16 protein-coding genes and 1 pseudogene are annotated in these 16945 nt (G+C 58.7%); 9 read left to right on the plus strand and 8 right to left on the minus strand.

All coding sequences use genetic code 11. The features are described 5' to 3' along the window. Positions 1-2: 2 nt before the first annotated feature. From ACA064_RS10955 to ACA064_RS10965, 3 genes are all read right to left on the minus strand, one after another. Positions 3-842, minus strand: coding sequence for an NAD-dependent protein deacetylase (locus tag ACA064_RS10955; protein ID WP_497673367.1), 840 nt, complete (start codon positions 840-842; stop codon positions 3-5). A 46-nt stretch (positions 843-888) separates the two neighbouring features. Further along, positions 889-1329, minus strand: a complete 441-nt coding sequence (locus ACA064_RS10960; RefSeq protein ID WP_150641691.1) for a CBS domain-containing protein — start codon at positions 1327-1329, stop codon at positions 889-891. Positions 1330-1511: 182 nt separating this feature from the next. Next, a complete protein-coding gene (locus tag ACA064_RS10965; protein ID WP_497673368.1) occupies positions 1512-3227 on the minus strand; it encodes a sigma 54-interacting transcriptional regulator in 1716 nt (571 codons plus the stop codon). 392 nt (positions 3228-3619) lie between these two features. On the opposite strand from ACA064_RS10965, the gene ACA064_RS10970 reads away from it, so the two are divergent. From ACA064_RS10970 to ACA064_RS11000, 7 genes and pseudogenes are all read left to right on the plus strand, one after another. Beyond that, positions 3620-3895 (plus strand): phenol hydroxylase subunit, encoded by a 276-nt coding sequence (locus ACA064_RS10970; protein WP_150806980.1) that lies wholly within the window; start codon positions 3620-3622, stop codon positions 3893-3895. Between the two features lie 49 nt (positions 3896-3944). After that, positions 3945-4940, plus strand: coding sequence for an aromatic/alkene monooxygenase hydroxylase subunit beta (locus ACA064_RS10975; RefSeq protein ID WP_497673369.1), 996 nt, complete (start codon positions 3945-3947; stop codon positions 4938-4940). Further along, on the plus strand, positions 4937-5209 hold the full coding sequence (locus ACA064_RS10980; RefSeq protein ID WP_497673370.1) for an MmoB/DmpM family protein: 273 nt from the start codon (positions 4937-4939) through the stop codon (positions 5207-5209). The genes ACA064_RS10975 and ACA064_RS10980 overlap by 4 nt, the downstream gene beginning before the upstream one ends. 43 nt (positions 5210-5252) lie before the next feature. Next, entirely contained in the window at positions 5253-6809 is a 1557-nt protein-coding gene (locus ACA064_RS10985; protein WP_497673371.1) for an aromatic/alkene/methane monooxygenase hydroxylase/oxygenase subunit alpha, read from the plus strand. A gap of 84 nt (positions 6810-6893) precedes the next feature. After that, positions 6894-7254, plus strand: a pseudogene (locus ACA064_RS10990) (phenol hydroxylase subunit P4). Between the two features lie 10 nt (positions 7255-7264). Beyond that, the gene (locus tag ACA064_RS10995) at positions 7265-8326 is read left to right on the plus strand and encodes an NADH:ubiquinone reductase (Na(+)-transporting) subunit F (RefSeq protein WP_497673372.1); all 1062 of its coding nucleotides are present in this window, start codon (positions 7265-7267) and stop codon (positions 8324-8326) included. A gap of 82 nt (positions 8327-8408) precedes the next feature. Continuing rightward, a complete protein-coding gene (locus tag ACA064_RS11000; RefSeq protein ID WP_497673373.1) occupies positions 8409-9320 on the plus strand; it encodes a SphA family protein in 912 nt (303 codons plus the stop codon). Positions 9321-9394: 74 nt separating this feature from the next. Here the strand turns inward: ACA064_RS11000 and ACA064_RS11005 are convergent, their stop codons facing one another. Next, complete coding sequence (locus ACA064_RS11005) at positions 9395-10441, minus strand: class I SAM-dependent methyltransferase (RefSeq protein WP_497673374.1); 1047 nt, start codon at positions 10439-10441, stop codon at positions 9395-9397. A gap of 527 nt (positions 10442-10968) precedes the next feature. Beyond that, a complete protein-coding gene (ppnN, locus tag ACA064_RS11010; protein WP_497673375.1) occupies positions 10969-12342 on the minus strand; it encodes a nucleotide 5'-monophosphate nucleosidase PpnN in 1374 nt (457 codons plus the stop codon). Between the two features lie 462 nt (positions 12343-12804). On the opposite strand from ppnN, the gene ACA064_RS11015 reads away from it, so the two are divergent. Continuing rightward, positions 12805-13338 carry a DUF3087 domain-containing protein gene (locus tag ACA064_RS11015; protein ID WP_497673376.1) on the plus strand — a complete coding sequence of 178 codons (534 nt, stop codon included), beginning with the start codon at positions 12805-12807 and terminating at the stop codon, positions 13336-13338. A gap of 55 nt (positions 13339-13393) precedes the next feature. On the opposite strand, the gene ACA064_RS11020 is transcribed toward ACA064_RS11015, so the two are convergent. The 3 genes from ACA064_RS11020 to ACA064_RS11030 all read right to left on the minus strand — a co-directional run bounded on the left by ACA064_RS11020 (position 13394) and on the right by ACA064_RS11030 (position 16240). Then, positions 13394-13993 (minus strand): LOG family protein, encoded by a 600-nt coding sequence (locus tag ACA064_RS11020; protein WP_497673377.1) that lies wholly within the window; start codon positions 13991-13993, stop codon positions 13394-13396. Between the two features lie 135 nt (positions 13994-14128). Beyond that, complete coding sequence (pdxR, locus tag ACA064_RS11025) at positions 14129-15547, minus strand: MocR-like pyridoxine biosynthesis transcription factor PdxR (protein ID WP_497673378.1); 1419 nt, start codon at positions 15545-15547, stop codon at positions 14129-14131. Between the two features lie 78 nt (positions 15548-15625). After that, entirely contained in the window at positions 15626-16240 is a 615-nt protein-coding gene (locus ACA064_RS11030; protein ID WP_497673379.1) for an FMN-dependent NADH-azoreductase, read from the minus strand. A 242-nt stretch (positions 16241-16482) separates the two neighbouring features. On the opposite strand from ACA064_RS11030, the gene ACA064_RS11035 reads away from it, so the two are divergent. Next, entirely contained in the window at positions 16483-16938 is a 456-nt protein-coding gene (locus tag ACA064_RS11035) for a carboxymuconolactone decarboxylase family protein (RefSeq protein WP_497673380.1), read from the plus strand. The last annotated feature ends 7 nt before the right edge of the window (positions 16939-16945 follow it).

Here is a 16945-nt window from a genome sequence, read left to right on the forward strand (position 1 = left end):
GGTCACGCCAGGCGATCAGCGATCAGCGGCAACAGCTGTTCGCAGGACGCTTCGATTTTCAGGTCCAGCAGATCGTCGGCGCGGGTCTTGCCCAGGTTGATGGCGATCAGCGGCTTGTGTTGCTCGGCGATCGCCCGGCACAGACGAAACGCCGAATAAGCCATCAGCGATGACCCCACTACCAGCAACCCGGCGGCCTGTTCGACACACTCCCTGGCCCTGGCGGCAGTCGCCTGAGCGACGTTCTCGCCAAAGAACACCACGTCCGGCTTCAACCGTTCGCCGTCGCAGTGGGGGCAGCGGGGGACCTGGAAGCGCGCTTCGAAAGCCGGGTCGAGCAGGGTATCGCCGTCAGGCGCCTGAATGGCGTCGACACCGGCCAGATAAGGGTTCTGTGTTTCCATGAGGATCTGAATGGCATGACGATCAGTACGCTGCGCGCAATCCAGGCACACCACTCTATCCAGACTGCCGTGCAGTTCGATCACACCCTGACTGCCAGCCTGATCATGCAAGGCGTCGACGTTCTGCGTGATCAGCCCGGCGATCCGTTGCCGCGACTGCAACCTGGCCAGTGCCTGATGAGCGGCGTTCGGCCGAGCCTGGCGGATCCGCGGCCAGCCGAGCATCGCCCGCGCCCAATAACGCCGACGCGCCGCGGGGGTGCTGAGGAACTCCTGATACATCATCGGTGGCTTGCCGCGACGTACGCCCTCGGTGTCGCGGTAGTCCGGGATTCCCGAAGGCGTGCTGATACCTGCGCCGGTGAGGATCAGGAAGGGCTGTTCCGCCAGCCAGTGGTAAAGTTTTTCGAGAGGCTCGCAGTCGAATCCATCAGTCATGTCGAGCACCGCTGCCAATACCGGAGTCGAAGCATTTTCGCTCGACCTATTCCCCGCGAATGTACTGTTCCAGCTGTCGGATCAGGTCGGCCTGTTCGGCGATGGCTTCCTTGACCAGGTCGCCGATGGACAGCAAGCCGAGCAGTTGGCCGTTTTCCACCACCGGCAGGTGACGCAGGTGGCTGTCGGTCATGATGCCCATGCAGCTCTCGACCGTCTGGTGGGAATCCACCGTGATGACGGGGGCGCTCATGATGGTACTGACCGGCGTACGAACCGAAGACAGTCCATGCAGGACCAGCTTGCGGGCATAGTCGCGCTCGCTGATCATGCCGACCACCAGGCCCTCTTCCACCACCGGCAGGGCACCGACGTTTTTCTCGGCCATGACCATCAGCGCTTCCAGCACCGTGTGATGCGGGGGGATGGTGTGGACTTGCTGGTTGTGCTTGACCTTCAACTTCAGTAGTTCGGCTACGGTTTTCATGCGGGCCTCTCCAGTGCGGTGCTCGGGGCGGTCGCGAACCGCCCTGATGGACCTATACAGAATCCTAGAGATAAGCCGGCAGGGCAAGGACCAAAGCGGCACTCACACGCTCAAAAAACGTCATCGGGCGGATTTTTCCCGGTACGCCAAGTGCTATCCGGACGGGCGTTCCAATCCGTCGGTCATTTTGTCACCGGGCCGGGTTCCAGTTCGCTTTCATCCGGGTCCTTCTTCAGCCGATAAGCCAGGGCAGGGCGGGTCATGCCGAGTAACCGGGCGGCTTGCGAAACGTTTTGTCCGGTGCGTTTCAACGCACCTTGCATCAGGGCCTGCTCCACCGTTTCCAGACTCAGGCCCAGATCGATCAGTTGCTCGACCCAGTCACTGGCGGCGTCTATTTCCTGGCTGACCAGGTTGCCCTCGCTGGTCAGTCCGATGCTTTGTGCTTCGTCCGAAAGGTGCGGAAACAGCGCTTCGACTGAAATGCTCTGGTTGTTATCGGTGATGATCACGCCGCGCTCGATGAGGTTTTCCAGCTCGCGGATGTTCCCCGGCCAGTCATAGCGCATGCAGGCTTCGAGCGCACGATCGGAGAGTCCGAGGATTTTCTTCGGATAGGTGGCGCGGAGTTTGTCGAGGAAGTGCTCGATGAGCCGCGGGATGTCCTCGCGGCGCTCACGCAAGGCCGGGACTTTGACCGGGTAGACATTCAGCCGGTAAAAAAGATCGGCGCGGAACCGACCGGACTTGACCGCCTGGGCAAGGTCCTCATGGGTCGCGGCGATGACGCGAACATCGACGCGGCGGATCTGGCTGTCCCCCACGCGCTCCAGTTCACCCTCCTGCAAAACGCGTAACAGACTGGCCTGGGCGCGGGGCGTCAGTTCGACGATTTCGTCGAGAAACAGCGTCCCGCCATGGGCTCGTTCAAAACGGCCCATTCGCGATTGATTGGCGCCGGTGTAGGCACCTTTTTCGACGCCGAACAGCTCGGACTCGATCAGGTCCGGGGGGATGGCCGCGCAGTTCAGCGCAATGAACGGACCGTCGGCCCGTTCGCTGCGCAGGTGCACGCTGCGGGCGATGATTTCCTTGCCGACGCCGGTCTCGCCGGTCAACAACACGGAGGTCTTGCCGGGAGCGGCCTTGTCGATCAGCGCACAGGTCTTGCGATACACCGCTGACTGGCCGATGCCATAGAACTGTCCGGCGCGCAGGTCGAGGCGCTCGCCCAGGCTCTCGACCTGGATCTGCAAGGTGCGCAGTTCCTCGATGATCGGGTCGCTCTGGAAGTAGCGCATGAACGCTTCTGCATCGTCCCATTCCTCGGCCGGCTTGCCAATGATCCGGCACTGGGTATCGCCACAGCCACGGCAACTGACTTCCTTGTAGATAATCTGCCGGCCGACGAAAAACGAGGTGTAGCTGATCGCATAACCCAACAGCATCCAGCACACCGGTTGTTTTGACTCCAGGTGCTCGCTCTGGTGGTTTTCGACCTCAAAGGAATCGAGCCATTCGATGTCGGCGTAGAAGTGGCCGGTCTCCAGATCGATGTCCATCTTCAGCGGCCGAACGTTGACCATGCCCTTGAGCGAATGCAATTGCGGGCCGGTGAGGAACATCTCGATGTCGCTGCCATTGGGGCGAAGTTTGCGCGCAAGTTCGGCGTCCTTCAGGCCTGACTGATAACCCAGGCGCAGGAAGAATCCTTTGGCGCGCTCCTCGCCGACCATTTCGATCAGCTCGCGACGACAGGACGCCATGGCTGACACCTGCATCAACAACATGCGTTGTTCGTCGAGCCAGATCTTGCCTTCGCTGCCGAGAAAGCGAATGCGATCGGCCAAGTCCTTGAGTAACGGAGAATGCTCCGAAGCTCTGTATTTCATGCTCATGCACGCTAACCCCGGTTTTTTTTGTAGTAGGGACTTTTCTTGCAGGGGCCTGGCGCTGTGGTGTCGATAGCACCTTGGACAGGACAGGCCTTGATCGTTGCTCAGGCTCAAAACGATCTCATCACGCTATTTATTAAACGGCCTGAATTTGCCGAGAAAGTCAATTGTTGGCGCCTTTGATCCATTTGCTCAAAAGACTTTTTTCAATTGATCAAATGATCAAATCCCTCAGGGCTTCAAGTCTGAATCTCCCTCTCTCCCGCAGTCTGTTCATCCCTCTAAGATCCTATTTATCTGTTTTAAATCAAACAGTTAAATACTAAAAAAATCCATTCTAAAAGCCTTGGCACAGGCATTGCTCTGCTCTGTTCAGCCCGACCGAGGAGCAGGACATGAAGTGCCAAACCAACCCCTTTGATCGTTTGCCACGTTACGTCCGGGTGCGCAGTTCGCTGGAGGACACCTTCGTCGAATTCGACTTCGCCATTGGCACACCGGACCTGTACGTCGAGTTGGTCATGCCGCGTCCGGCCTTCGAGCAGTTCTGCGTGACCAACCGGGTGCAGCACATGGATGCGCAGATGTCCGAGGCGATCGATGCGGACATGCAGAAGTGGCGTTACGGCGAGTCTGCCGCAGATCCCGGCAACGAGGATTCGAGCAACTGAGCCTCTGTGTATTGCCTGACTACAACAACAATGACAGGACCCAAAAGCCATGAGTGTAGAAATCAAGACGACGACGGTAGAGACCCTGCGCAATACCTTCAGTCATACCCGTCGCCGCTTCGGTGACAAAGTCGCCACTCGTTATCAAGAGGCCAGTTTCGACCTCGAGTCGGCGACCAATTTTCATTACCGCCCCCTGTGGCAGCCGGACAAATTGCTCAACGACCAGACCCGCACCAGCGTGGTCATGGCCGACTGGGGTGCGGTCACCGACCCTCGCCAGTATTACTACGGTGCCTATGTCCAGGCCCGGGCAAAAATGCAGGAAAACGCCGAACACGATTACGCCTTCTGCGAGAAGCGCAACATGCTCGCCGGCCTCGACGCCCAGAGCCTCGAACAAATCAGTTCGCTGTTGCTGCCGCTGCGCCATGCGGAACTGGGCGCGAACATGAACAACAGCAACATCGCCGCCGATGGCTTCGGCACCAGCCTGACCCAGATGCACATGTTCCACGCCATGGATCGTCTGGGCATCGCCCAATACCTCTCGCGCATTGGCCTGATGCTCGATGACGGCGACGTCCTGCTGCTGGCCAAGGCTAAGCAGCAGTGGCTGAACGACCCAGCCTGGCAAGGGCTGCGCCGTTACGTGGAAGACACTCTGGTGGTGCGCGACTGGTTCGAACTCACCCTGGCCCAGAACCTGATCAGCGATGGCCTGGTGTATCCGCTGCTGTTCCACAAATTCGACGAGCAACTCAGTGCCAACGGGGCGGGGCAGGTGGGCATGCTCACCGAGTTCATGCGCCTGTGGTTCGCCGAAAGCCAGCGCTGGGTCGATGCCCTGGTCAAGACCGTGATCAATGAAAGCCCGGAGAACAAGACCCGCGTCGAGGGTTGGATCGATTACTGGAGCCAGCGCGCAGTGCAAGCCTTGCGACCGCTGGCGGCCATGGTCCCGGGCGATACCGCGCTGGATGAGGTCTGCAGCGAATTCGCCGCCCGCTTGAAGAAGATCGGCCTGACCGGAGTAGCCCCATGAAATCGCGCGTGTACATCAACCTGCAGGACACCGACTACTCGCGTTTCATCGTCGACGCCATCGTTCAGGACAACCCGGGTGCCAAGGTCCAGCACCAGCCATCGATGATCCGCATCGAAGCCGAAGGCCGTCTGGATATCCGCCGCGAAACGGTGGAGGGCATCACCGGCAATCCCTGGGACATCCAGGAAATGCTGATGTACGTCATCACCCTGGGCGGCAACGTCGAGGAAGAGGACGACAGCTTTTCCCTGCACTGGAACAACTGATCAGCTTTTCCTCTAGACAAATACAAGAGCCGGGAGACTCATCATGGCCGCGAAAAAACGCCTGAATGCCAAAGAGAAATATCGTTGCATGACCCGTGATCTGGACTGGGAGCCGAGCTACCAGAGCCACGAAGACATTTTTCCTCACGAGCGTTTCGAGGGGATCAAGATTACCGATTGGGACAAGTGGGAAGACCCCTTCCGCCTGACCATGGACACCTACTGGAAGTACCAGGCCGAAAAAGAGAAGAAGCTCTACGCGATCTTCGACGCGTTCTCGCAGAACAACGGCCACACCACCTTGTCCGACGCGCGATATGTCAACGCCCTGAAGCTGTTTCTGTCCGGCGTCACGCCGCTGGAATATCAGGCGTACCAAGGGTTCGCCCGGGTCGGCCGACAGTTCAGCGGCGCCGGTGCACGGGTCGCTTGCCAGATGCAGGCCATCGACGAATTGCGTCATGTGCAGACCCAGATTCACGCGATGAGTCACTACAACAAGCACTTCAACGGCCTGCATGATTTCGCTCACATGCATGACCGGGTGTGGTTTCTCTCGGTGCCGAAATCGTTCTTCGAAGACGCGCGCACCGCCGGTCCGTTCGAGTTTCTCACGGCGATTTCGTTCTCCTTCGAATATGTGCTGACCAACCTGTTGTTCGTACCGTTCATGTCCGGCGCGGCGTTCAATGGCGACATGGCCACGGTGACCTTTGGTTTCTCCGCGCAATCGGACGAAGCACGGCACATGACCCTGGGCCTGGAGGTGATCAAGTTCCTCCTCGAGCAGCACGAAGACAACGTGCCGATCATCCAGCGCTGGATCGACAAGTGGTTCTGGCGCGGCTACCGCCTGCTGACCCTGGTCGGGATGATGATGGATTACATGCTGCCGAACAAAGTCATGTCCTGGTCCGAAGCCTGGGGCGTGTATTTCGAAGAGGCCGGTGGTGCGCTGTTCAAGGATCTGGAGCGCTACGGCATCCGTCCGCCGAAATACGTCGAAGAGGCGAACATCGGCAAAGAACACATCACCCATCAGGCCTGGTCGATTTTCTACCAGTACAGCCAGGCGACCAACTTCCATACCTGGATGCCCACCGACGAAGAACTGGACTGGCTTTCGGAAAAATACCCGGACACCTTCGACGAGATCTATCGCCCACGCTTCGAACACTGGCGTGCGTTGCAAGAGAAGGGCGAGCGGTTCTACAACCCGACTCTGCCGATGCTCTGCCAGATCTGCCAGATCCCGCTGGGTTTCAGCGAACCGGATGACCCGACCACCCTCAGTCACCGCAGCGTTGAGCACGCCGGCGATCGTTATCACTTCTGCTCCGATGGCTGCTGCGACATTTTCAAATTCGAGCCTGGGAAGTACATCCAGGCCTGGCTGCCGGTGCATCAGATTCTGCAGGGTAACTGCGGTGGTGGCGATGTCGAGTCGGTGGTCCGCGACTACTACAACATCAATCCCGGCGAAGACAACTTCGAGTACCTGGGCTCGGCAGAACATCGCCGCTGGCAGGACTGGCATCCGAACGACAAGCACAGCACGCCGGCGACACCGACCGACCCCGATTTGCTCAAGACCGGTTGAATCGAGCCGTCCAGATCCTGGCGTGCGCTCAGGCGTGCGCCAGCACCACACGAACAATGCGTCATAACAAGAAAGGACAAGATCATGCCCGTGACTGCCATCGGCCCCTATGAGGCCCACGCCCTGGATCGCCAGGAAAATTTCCACGGCCTGCAACTGGTGTACCTGTGCTGGGAAAAACACCTGATGTTCTGCGCGCCATTCACCTTCCCGCTGCCGCCTGAGATGAGCTTTGCAGACTTCATCGAACAGGTGGTCAAACCGTCGATTTCCCAGCATCCGGATGCGCCCCTGGTGGACTTTGGCCAAGCCCTGTGGCGCCTGGACGATCAGGCCTTTACCCCCGAATGGCGCGGCCAGCCTGATTGAAAACGGTATCGGCCATAAGAGCCTGTTGCATCTGGCGACCCCGGGCTTGAACGGCATCGCCGGCACGTTCAACTGAGGAAACGATCATGAGCTATCAAGTCACCATCGAACCCACGGGCGAGCAGATAGAGGTGGAGGAGGGCCAGACCATTCTACAGGCCGCCCTGCGCCAGGGTGTCTGGCTGCCGTTCGCCTGCGGTCATGGCACCTGCGCCACCTGCAAGGTCCAGGTTCTGGAAGGCGATGCGGACCTTGGCGCCGCTTCGTCCTTCGCGCTGATGGACATGGAACGTGACGAGGGCAAGATCCTCGCCTGTTGCGCGATACCGCAAAGCGACATGGTGATCGAGGCCGACATCGACGTCGACCCGGATTTCGCCGGTCACCCGGTCGAGGATTATCGTGCGCTGGTGACGGCACTGGTCGATCTGTCGCCGACCATCAAGGGCCTGCACCTGAAACTGGATCGGCCGATGGCGTTCCAGTCCGGGCAGTACATCAACCTGCAACTGCCGGGCATCGAGGGCACTCGGGCGTTCTCCCTGGCCAATCCGCCGAGCCGTGCCGATGAAGTCGAGCTGCATGTGCGGCTGGTGGACGGCGGCAAGGCCACCGGGAATATCCATAAATATTTGAAAGTCGGTGATGCGGTCGAGGTGTCCGGTCCCTATGGGCAGTTCTTCGTGCGCACCTCTCAGCCCGGCGATCTGATTTTCATCGCCGGTGGTTCGGGCCTGTCCAGTCCGCAGTCAATGATCCTCGATCTGCTCGAAGCCAAGGACACAAGACGCATCGTGCTGTTTCAGGGGGCGCGTAATCGGGCCGAGCTCTATAACCACGAGCTGTTCGAGGACTTGGCGCAGCGTCACCCGAACTTCATCTATGTTCCGGCCCTCAGTCAGGCTGAGGGTGATCTCGACTGGGGCGGCTTCAACGGCTACGTGCACGAAGCGGCAAAGGCGCACTTCGACGGTCGCTTCAGTTCCAACAAAGCCTACCTGTGCGGCCCGCCACCGATGATCGATGCGGCGATCAGCTGCTTGATGCAAGGGCGTCTGTTCGAACGCGACATTTTCATGGAGCGCTTTTACAGCGCAGCAGATGGCGCTACGCAGCACACCCGTTCGGCACTCTTCAAACGTATCTGAGTTTACTGCTTTGGCGTTGCCCTTCTTACCACCCGGGCGGCAACGCCTTGTCCGATCATAAAAACAATAAAGGTCATCAACGATGAAGCAAGAATCAGCGATCAATGCCCGCAGGCTTCTGTACTGTGCCGGTCTGAGTCTTTCGGCGGGGCTTGCGGGCAACGCCCAGGCTACCGAAGGCGGCGGTTCGACCTACCCGATGGGCGCGGAAAACTACCTGTCCGGAGCGATGCCACCGCCAGGGTTCTATGCGCAATTTTATATCGGCCACTACGAAGCGGATTCACTGCGTGGCAATGACGGAAAAAAATTGCCGGTGGATTTCCGGGTCCGGGCCAACTCGATCGCCCCCCGGTTGATCTGGGTGACCGAACAGCAGGTGTTGGGCGGCAGCCTGGCCTTCCATGCCATCGTCCCGCTGGTCGACCTCAAGGTCGAGGTCAATGATCAGTCGCAAAGCAAGCAGGGCTTGGGCGATATCATCTTCGGGCCGGCGCTGGGGTATCACCTGAGTGAAAAATTGCACACCATCGTCGCCCTCGATTTTCTGGCACCCAGCGGCGATTACGATCGCCATGACCTGGCCAATATCGGTCGCAACTACTGGGGCATCGAACCGGTCTTCGCGCTGTCGTACATCGACCCCGCGGGTTTGAATATCGACGCAAAAATCATGTACGACTTCAATCTGGAAAACCCCGCCACCGATTACCGTTCCGGCCAGGAATTGCACGTGGACTATGCGCTGGGCTGGGGCCTGGGTAACGGTTGGGTGGTCGGCGTGGGAGGCTACGCCTATCGCCAGACCACCGATGACCGACAGAACGGCGAACGGATCGAAGACAATAAGGGACGCGCGTTTGCCATTGGTCCATCGGTGAAGTACACCAGCGACAAAGGCTGGTTCCTGACGGCGAAATGGGAACAGGAAACCGCAGTGCGAAATCGTGCCGAAGGCGATGCCTACTGGATGAAATTGACCATACCCTTTTGAGCCTGGCCCGGTAGGGGCATCCTGGCATGGCGCTGCCCGGCATCGGCGCCATGCCAAAGATGTGGAACTATAGGTTACTTGCGCGCCTCGAGGATCAGGTTGAACGGGGTTTCCGTGGCCCGGCGGAAATGCTTGAACCCGGCCTCGGTGAATACCTCGCGCAAGCGCGCCTCTCCGGCTTGCGCACCCAATCCAAGGCCGACTTCCTGGGACAGCGAGTTCGGCGTGCAGATGAAGGTCGACGCGGCGTAGAACAAACGCCCCACCGGGGTCATGTTTTCATCGAGGGTATCGTTGGCGAAAGGTTCCACCAGCAGCACCGAACCGTCCGGTTTGAGTGCTCTCGACGCATGCCGGGCGGCGCCGACCGGGTCGCCCATGTCGTGCAGGCAATCGAAATAGCAGATCAGATCGTAATCGTTGTCAGGGTAGTCCTTGGCGGTGCCCTGAATGAAACTGGTGCGATCCGCCACGCCACCTTCTTGCGCGCGTTGCTTGGCGGTGCTGATGGAGGGTGCGTGGAAGTCGATGCCAACGAAACGTGATGCCGGGAAAGCCTGGGCCATGATCACTGTCGATGCGCCGTGTCCGCAGCCGATGTCTGCCACCTTGGCTCCGGCCTTGAGCTTCTCGACCACTCCGTCCAGGGCCGGCAACCACTCGGCAATCAGGTGCGCCCGATAGCCAGGCCGGAAGAAGCGTTCCGTACCGTTGAACATGCACGGATGGTGATCACCCCAGGAAAGGGCGCCATTGCCGCGCATGGCGGTGACCAGTTTGTCCTTGTCATGGAACAACGCCGCGACCACCGAGGCGCCGCCCGCTACATAGACTGGAGAATCCTCGATCGCCAATGCCAGGGCTTGCTCCTCGGGCAGCCGGAACTGCCCGTCTTTGTGCTCCATGTAACCCGAAGCCGCATGGGCGCTGAGCCACTCACGGAGCAGCCGTGCGTTGCAACCGGTCCGGTCGGCGAGCGTTTCGGGGGTGATGGGTTGGCTGTCGGCCATGGCCCGGTACAGTCCGAGTTCTTCGCCGAGAATCATGTTGGCGAGCATCGCCGCTCCGCCCATATCGGATACTAGTTTGCCCATGAAATCATTAAGTTTGGCCTCGTCCATTTGCCTGTCCTCCTGCAGAGCGCCACAGTCCACTGGAGTTGTTTGATCAACTGACAACCTGCTCGGCGGTGGCTGGATAGATGATCAGGGCGACAGCGCAGACGCAATGCCGGGAAACCGTCTGCTGCGCGAGTTCCCGAAGCCGATGCCGGTCCGGGACCAGTGGGACGCCATAGCGTCGTCCTGTCCGATGTCACTGTGAATGCAAACCCTCACAGGTCCATTGCGAACGGCGATAAGCTCCTGAGCACTTCTTGTGCAGGGCAATTTCAGTGTAGTAGCGGGGGCTTGTCTGCGTAGTGCCGGATGTCTGGCTGGTTGGTCGAGGAAAGGTCAGATTCACGGGATGTGTTTTCTCCCCAGGGGGCAGAGGTATTTACACATCTCGTCGCAGTACGCACCGAACTTGTGGCACGGGAGCATGCTCCCTCGCCACAGTATTCGGCAGCCCTTGAAAGAGGTGTAGATATCCATGCCCCCTTGGGGAGAGGGCTAGGGCGAGGGGTTGATCTTGAAGTTGACGTTTCTCAGGTAACCACCCGATAGCAAGGCACATACGCCGCGCCACCCGGCAGCTTCATCCGGTGCTGTCGCACGAAGGCCTGCAGCAAGTGGTCCAGAGGCTGCAGGACGGCCGCATCGCCATGGATCTTGTAGGGGCCATGCTGCTCGATAAGACGAATGCCTTTGTCTTTCACATTGCCGGCAACGATCCCGGAAAAGGCCCGCCGCAGGTTGGCGGCCAGTTCGTGAGGCGGCAGGTCGCGTTTGAGCGCAAGGTTGGCCATGTTGGCGTGGGTCGGGTCGAACGGGCGCTGGAAGCCTTCCTCGATCTTCAACAGCCAGTTGAAATGGAAGGCGTCGTTGCGCTCTCGGCGGAACTGTTTGACTGCCTTGAGCCCTTCGGTCATTTGCCGGGCTACTTCAGCCGGATCGTCGATGATGACCTGGTAGTGACTCTGTGCTTCTTCCCCCAGGGTTGCGCCTACGAAAGCGTGCAATTGTTCGAGATAGGGTGCCGCGTTCTTTGGCCCCGTCAGGATCACGGGAAAGGGCAGATCGCGGTTGTCCGGATGCATCAGGATCCCGAGCAGGTAAAGAAACTCCTCGGCGGTGCCGGCGCCACCGGGGAAAATGATGATGCCGTGACCCACTCTTACGAATGCCTCAAGACGCTTCTCTATATCCGGAAGGATGACAAGTTCGTTGACGATCGGATTCGGCGCCTCGGCGGCGATGATGCCCGGTTCGGTCAAACCCAGGTAACGGCCGCCGGTCATGCGCTGCTTGGCGTGAGCGATGGTGGCGCCTTTCATCGGCCCCTTCATCACGCCAGGCCCACAACCGGTGCAGACATCCAGGCGGCGCAGGCCGAGTTCGTGACCGACCTTCTTGGTGTACTTGTACTCCTCGGTGTTGATCGAGTGCCCACCCCAGCACACCACCATTTTCGGCTCGACACCGGGACGCAGGGTGCGGGCGTTGCGCAGCAGGTGGAAGACGTAGTCGGTGATGCCCTGGGAGCTGCTCAGGTCAATGCGCGGGCTGTCCAGTTCGTTCTCGGTATAGACGATGTCGCGCAGGGCGCTGAACAGCATTTCCCGGGTGCTGGCGATCATCTCGCCGTCGACGAAGGCATCCGCCGGCGCGTTGAGCAGTTCCAGGCGGACTCCACGATCCTGCTGGTGGATGCGAACCTCGAAGTCCTCATAGGCCTCGAGAATAGTCTTGGCGTTGTCGATGTGGGTGCCAGTGTTGAGGATGGCCAGGGCGCACTGGCGAAACAGCTTGTAGATACTGCCTGAGCCGGCTTCGCTCAGTTGTTGGACTTCACGTTGGGACAGCGTTTCCAGGCTGCCTTTAGGGCTTACCGATGCATTGATTACTTGTCTTTGGGGCATTCTAGATTCCCTGTGAACAATGCCACTGAGCCAGTGCAGCTCAGTGACATGAAGATAGTGGGCAGCAAACGCGATCGCGCGTAGCGAGATATTTTTTTCGACGACAGGATGGGAAAACCAAAAACGTGGTGAGTTCCGGTGGTCACTGTTACCCGGAGGGTGCCGTTCGATTGGCGGGTTGCATATGAACTTTCCCCAATTCGCACATTGTCCCTCATTCTATAGCTGATCCTGATGGCGCCTGCTACTTCGCTCTGCGCAGATCATCCTACGGTAACGCTCCAGGCTTTGGCGTTGGCAAGCCATGTGTCATGGCAAAAAAACCTTGACTGAGCACTTCAGCACCCAGGGTAAGGTCTTTGAAAACTATGCCAAATCATTAAGCGTGTCTATGTGCCTCCCTACAGGGGATAATGCCCGGCAATCGTATTATCAACTCGACAAAGGGGTCCAGCAGGCGTGATGTTCGAGATCAAACAGTGGAATCCTGAAACCTATCGACGCCAGACCCGACGCAGCACGCTGTTCATTGCCCTGGGCTTTGTGCTGCTGGCGATGGTGCTATCGACCCTGGCGGTGACGCTGTTCGGCGAACCCGGCGGCGATAATTTCCGGTTGAACCTGGCTGGCGTGATTGCTGCGCTGCTGCTGGGTGTGGTGCTGATGCGGGTCAGATTCTGGGCGCAGCCGTGGATGGCGGCGGCCGTCTATGGCTGGCAACTCAAGCGTAGCCTGATGCGCATCACCAATGTCATGCATCACGTCACTGCCGGCGCGCTGGTCGATGATCCGGCGGCGATGAAACTGCTGCGCTTTTATCATCTGGGTATCACGCAGATGCACCAGCTGGATGGCAACTCCAGCTCCCTCAGCCAGATGGTGCGCGAGATCGACCAGCACAAGGCGCGCATGGAGGCGCTGGCCATCGATACCGAGCAGTCTCGACTGGATCCTGACTGGATTGATGCGGTGAAGAAGATTCCGGCGGCGCGCTAAACGCTGTGATACAGCGTCTGCTGTCGCTGACCCCGACAGGGCTCAAAACCAAGGTTCAAGAACCCGGCGGGCCAATCCATTTCGTTACGGATGGGGCTTGCCACTGTCCAAGCGCATCGATCAGCGCAGACGGATCAGTGTTGAAGATCAGCATCTCGCTGTGTTCGGCTTTCATGAAGCCTTCTTTCACTGCATGGTTGAGAAGGCTGCGAACCGGATTGAAAAAATCGCCGATGTTCAGACAGGCAACACCTTTGTGGTGTTCGCCCAGTTGAGTCAGGGTCGCGACTTCAAACAGCTCTTCAAATGCCCCCAGGCCACCCGGCAATGCAATGAATGCATCCGCCCATTCGCTCATGCGCGTCTTTCGGCTGCGCATGTCTTGCGTCACTTCATGCTGGGTCAGTCCGCCATGAAGATGCCCGAGGTCGAACAGGAGGCGAGTAATGATGCCGATGACTTCTCCTCCCTCGGCGAGCACCGTATCTGCCATGACGCCCATCAAACCCTTGTTGGTGCCGCCATAGACAAGTCGCAGGCCGCGCTTGGCGATTTCCCGACCCAAGGCTTGGGCACCTTCAACATATTCGGGGTTGAAGCCGTAATTGGAGCCAGAGAACACAGCAATGCTACGAAGTGGGGCAGGAGTGGGCATCGGATTATTTCCGGTCGATAGTGTTGAGTGCCGAGATCATGGGGTCTGTTGGACTAGCGCAAAAGGTCCAAGAATCGGGTGTTTGAATGGGCCATGATCATCGGGCGGCGATCATGGTCAGCAGCGCCGATACCTTCACATCAACTCCAGGATGCGCTTCCCAAGCTGTTCGGCGGTTTCCTGCGAGTCGATGTTGGCGAACCCGAGCAACAGCGCGGAGTCGGTCGTGCCGCAGATACTCCAGTCTGTCAGGGCTTCTGCGTAAATACCCGCTTGCAGCAGGCGCTCGACCAGCGAACGATCGGACTGTTGTTCCGTCAGTCGCAGGATCAGGTGCATGCCTCCCGGTTGAGCATCAATGCGGATGCGCTCGCCCAGGGCTTTCTTGAGCCCCCTCGCGGTCGCCTCCCGGCGTTCGCCGTAGAGTTTTCGCATACGCTGGATATGGCGAGCGAAATGGCCCTCTGTCAGGAAAGTGGCGACTATGGCTTGGGTGAGTTCCGGGCAGCCTCCCAGGAATGTCTGGCTGACGTGTTCGAATCGTTCGACTTGCGCTTGCGGTACAACCAGATACGCGAGGCGGATTCCAGGAAACAGCACCTTGCTGAAGGTGCCGGCATAGAGCACCCGGCCATCGCGATCCAGGCTCTTGAGCGCGGGCAGCGGGCGGCTGATGTAGCGGTACTCACCGTCGTAGTCGTCTTCGATAATCCATGCTTGCTGCCGGGTCGCCCATTCAAGTAGCTCCAGGCGTCGCGGCAGCGACAGCGACACGCACAGAGGGCTCTGATGGGCCGGTGTGACGACGGCCGCACGCACGCCCTTCGAGCTGTTCACACCTTGGGTGACAAGCATGCCGTCCTGGTCGACCGGAACGGGCGCAACCGCTATCTGAAGATGCTCCAGCAACTGTCGGGTGGGGGCGTAGCCAGGGTCTTCAATGAGCACCCGGTCGCCAGGTTTGAGGAGTGCATAAGCAATCAACGCCAGGGTGTTTCGGTATCCCGACGTGACGAACACCTGGGAGGGCGTGCAGGTAATTCCACGTGCGACCTGTAGATAGGTGGCAATCGCGGTGCGCAACGATTCCAGCCCATAGACAGACGGATTGGCCATGTCCGGAACCCGTGTGGCGCGAACGCAGCGTGCGCCAATTTGCGACCAGATTTTTCTTGGAAAGGCGTCCAGCGCGGGCAGGGCCATTTGAAAGGGCAGGACCGGCGCCTTATGCCGGATTGAGGTGCCTTCGGCCGAACTGAAGGTTCGCTCCGTGGCGCAAGAGGGTGCCCTGACATTGATCCCCGGTGCCACGACCGTGCCTGCCTGGCCGCGAGACTGGATGTAGCCCTCGGCGGTCAGCAGTGAATACGCGGTATCGATAGTCCCTCGCGCCAGTCCAAGTTCCTTCGCCAGTGCCCGGGCCGCCGGAATCCGCTCTCCCGGAGTGAGCACGCCGTCGGTAATCGCCCCGCGAAACCGCCAGTATATTTGCCGATAGATAGGCTCCCGGGAGGTCGGATCAAGTGGTGAAAAGCTGTTGAGGTGATTTGTCATAGCCGCGGGAACTGCGCCATTATTTTTTATCCAGGAAATCCAGCATGACGGCATTGAAATCGTCGGGTGCTTGCATGATCAAGGGCGAAACGAAGAAAAATACGCTTGAAGCGCTTGATCTGCCCGGGTCCTGGCCTCAGCCACCGCATCCGGGCCCAAGGCTGTTCCTTCTATGGAGAAGAAATTTAGATCATGCAGCCCGATCATGCCCAGAACGGCCCTGAGATACGGGGTAAGAAAGTCGGGCTGACGTGCACGCTCCCCGGAAAATCTTCCCCCCGAGGACACGGCGACAAAGACCGGACGGTCGCGTAGCGTGCCGGTTTTTCCCTGCGCGCTCACATTGAATGTCCGGCGAACTCGAGCGATGTGATCGATCCAGACCTTCAGCGTGGAGGGGACGGTGAAGTTATGCATGGGTGTTCCGATGACCAGGACATCTGAACTTTTCAGTTCCTGAATCAGCTCTTCGGACCGGGAAATAGAGCCCTCTTGGGATACGTCGGCGGACGACTGTTGGGATGTCGCATAGTTTTCATCAACATGCGACAGAGCGCCGTCACCCACAACTGTCCTGTTTATTAAGACCGCCGTTGGATCGCTCTTCAGCAAATATCCAATAATGCTTTGAGAAAGCCTGTTGCTCTCGGAAGCTTGCCCGCGAGGGCTGCAACTAATATGCAGAATTTTCATTGACTACTCACTTCCAGGTTGTATCTGAATGCCGTTGGTCACGCCTGAGGGCGAGCCAGGCAGTCATGCTACAAACCTCATGACCTACCTCCAAGGTCCATGAATGGCAATCACAAGTGGTCCATGATTGTTCCGGGAAGGACTAATCATGGCCTGGAACTAAAGACTAAACATGGACCTTCTCGCCTAGGCCAAGACGCAGCACGATAGAGTCCTCCAATCAGCAAATAGAAGGATTCATCATGAGTAATCGTATCGACTACGCCAACGCTTCGCCTGAAGGCTACAAGGCTTTCGGCGGGGTGTACGTCAATCTTCAACAGTGCGGCCTTTCACACGAACTGATCGATCTTGTGTATCTGCGGGTTTCGCAAATAAATGGCTGCGCCTATTGCATCGATATGCACTCGCGCGATCTGCTCAAGCTCGGCGTTACTGTCGACAAGCTCGTACTGGTATCCGTGTGGCGTGATGCAGGTGAAGTATTCAGTACCCGTGAACGCATCGCGCTCGCTTGGGCTGAAACCGTAACTCGCGTCGCCGAAACCGGCGTTCCAGAAGCTGACTATGCAGCCGCTGTCGCCGAGTTCAATGATAAAGAACTCGCTGATCTAACGTATGCGATCGGGTTGATGAACGCCTTTAACCGATTCGGCGTTACGTTCCGCTCGATCCCCACTGCTGCTGCCAACGCTTGAAATAACG

The organism is Pseudomonas sp. LBUM1658 (genome assembly GCF_059716055.1).

What these genes read in the sequence shown, in the direction of transcription:
- ACA064_RS10955 (WP_497673367.1), bottom strand. Translation starts at nt 842, where the DNA reads ATGACTGATGGATTCGACTGCGAGCCTCTCGAAAAACTTTACCACTGG.
- ACA064_RS10960 (WP_150641691.1), bottom strand. Translation starts at nt 1,329, where the DNA reads ATGAAAACCGTAGCCGAACTACTGAAGTTGAAGGTCAAGCACAACCAG.
- ACA064_RS10965 (WP_497673368.1), bottom strand. Translation starts at nt 3,227, where the DNA reads ATGAGCATGAAATACAGAGCTTCGGAGCATTCTCCGTTACTCAAGGAC.
- ACA064_RS10970 (WP_150806980.1), top strand. Translation starts at nt 3,620, where the DNA reads ATGAAGTGCCAAACCAACCCCTTTGATCGTTTGCCACGTTACGTCCGG.
- ACA064_RS10975 (WP_497673369.1), top strand. Translation starts at nt 3,945, where the DNA reads ATGAGTGTAGAAATCAAGACGACGACGGTAGAGACCCTGCGCAATACC.
- ACA064_RS10980 (WP_497673370.1), top strand. Translation starts at nt 4,937, where the DNA reads ATGAAATCGCGCGTGTACATCAACCTGCAGGACACCGACTACTCGCGT.
- ACA064_RS10985 (WP_497673371.1), top strand. Translation starts at nt 5,253, where the DNA reads ATGGCCGCGAAAAAACGCCTGAATGCCAAAGAGAAATATCGTTGCATG.
- ACA064_RS10995 (WP_497673372.1), top strand. Translation starts at nt 7,265, where the DNA reads ATGAGCTATCAAGTCACCATCGAACCCACGGGCGAGCAGATAGAGGTG.
- ACA064_RS11000 (WP_497673373.1), top strand. Translation starts at nt 8,409, where the DNA reads ATGAAGCAAGAATCAGCGATCAATGCCCGCAGGCTTCTGTACTGTGCC.
- ACA064_RS11005 (WP_497673374.1), bottom strand. Translation starts at nt 10,441, where the DNA reads ATGGACGAGGCCAAACTTAATGATTTCATGGGCAAACTAGTATCCGAT.
- ppnN (WP_497673375.1), bottom strand. Translation starts at nt 12,342, where the DNA reads ATGCCCCAAAGACAAGTAATCAATGCATCGGTAAGCCCTAAAGGCAGC.
- ACA064_RS11015 (WP_497673376.1), top strand. Translation starts at nt 12,805, where the DNA reads ATGTTCGAGATCAAACAGTGGAATCCTGAAACCTATCGACGCCAGACC.
- ACA064_RS11020 (WP_497673377.1), bottom strand. Translation starts at nt 13,993, where the DNA reads ATGCCCACTCCTGCCCCACTTCGTAGCATTGCTGTGTTCTCTGGCTCC.
- pdxR (WP_497673378.1), bottom strand. Translation starts at nt 15,547, where the DNA reads ATGACAAATCACCTCAACAGCTTTTCACCACTTGATCCGACCTCCCGG.
- ACA064_RS11030 (WP_497673379.1), bottom strand. Translation starts at nt 16,240, where the DNA reads ATGAAAATTCTGCATATTAGTTGCAGCCCTCGCGGGCAAGCTTCCGAG.
- ACA064_RS11035 (WP_497673380.1), top strand. Translation starts at nt 16,483, where the DNA reads ATGAGTAATCGTATCGACTACGCCAACGCTTCGCCTGAAGGCTACAAG.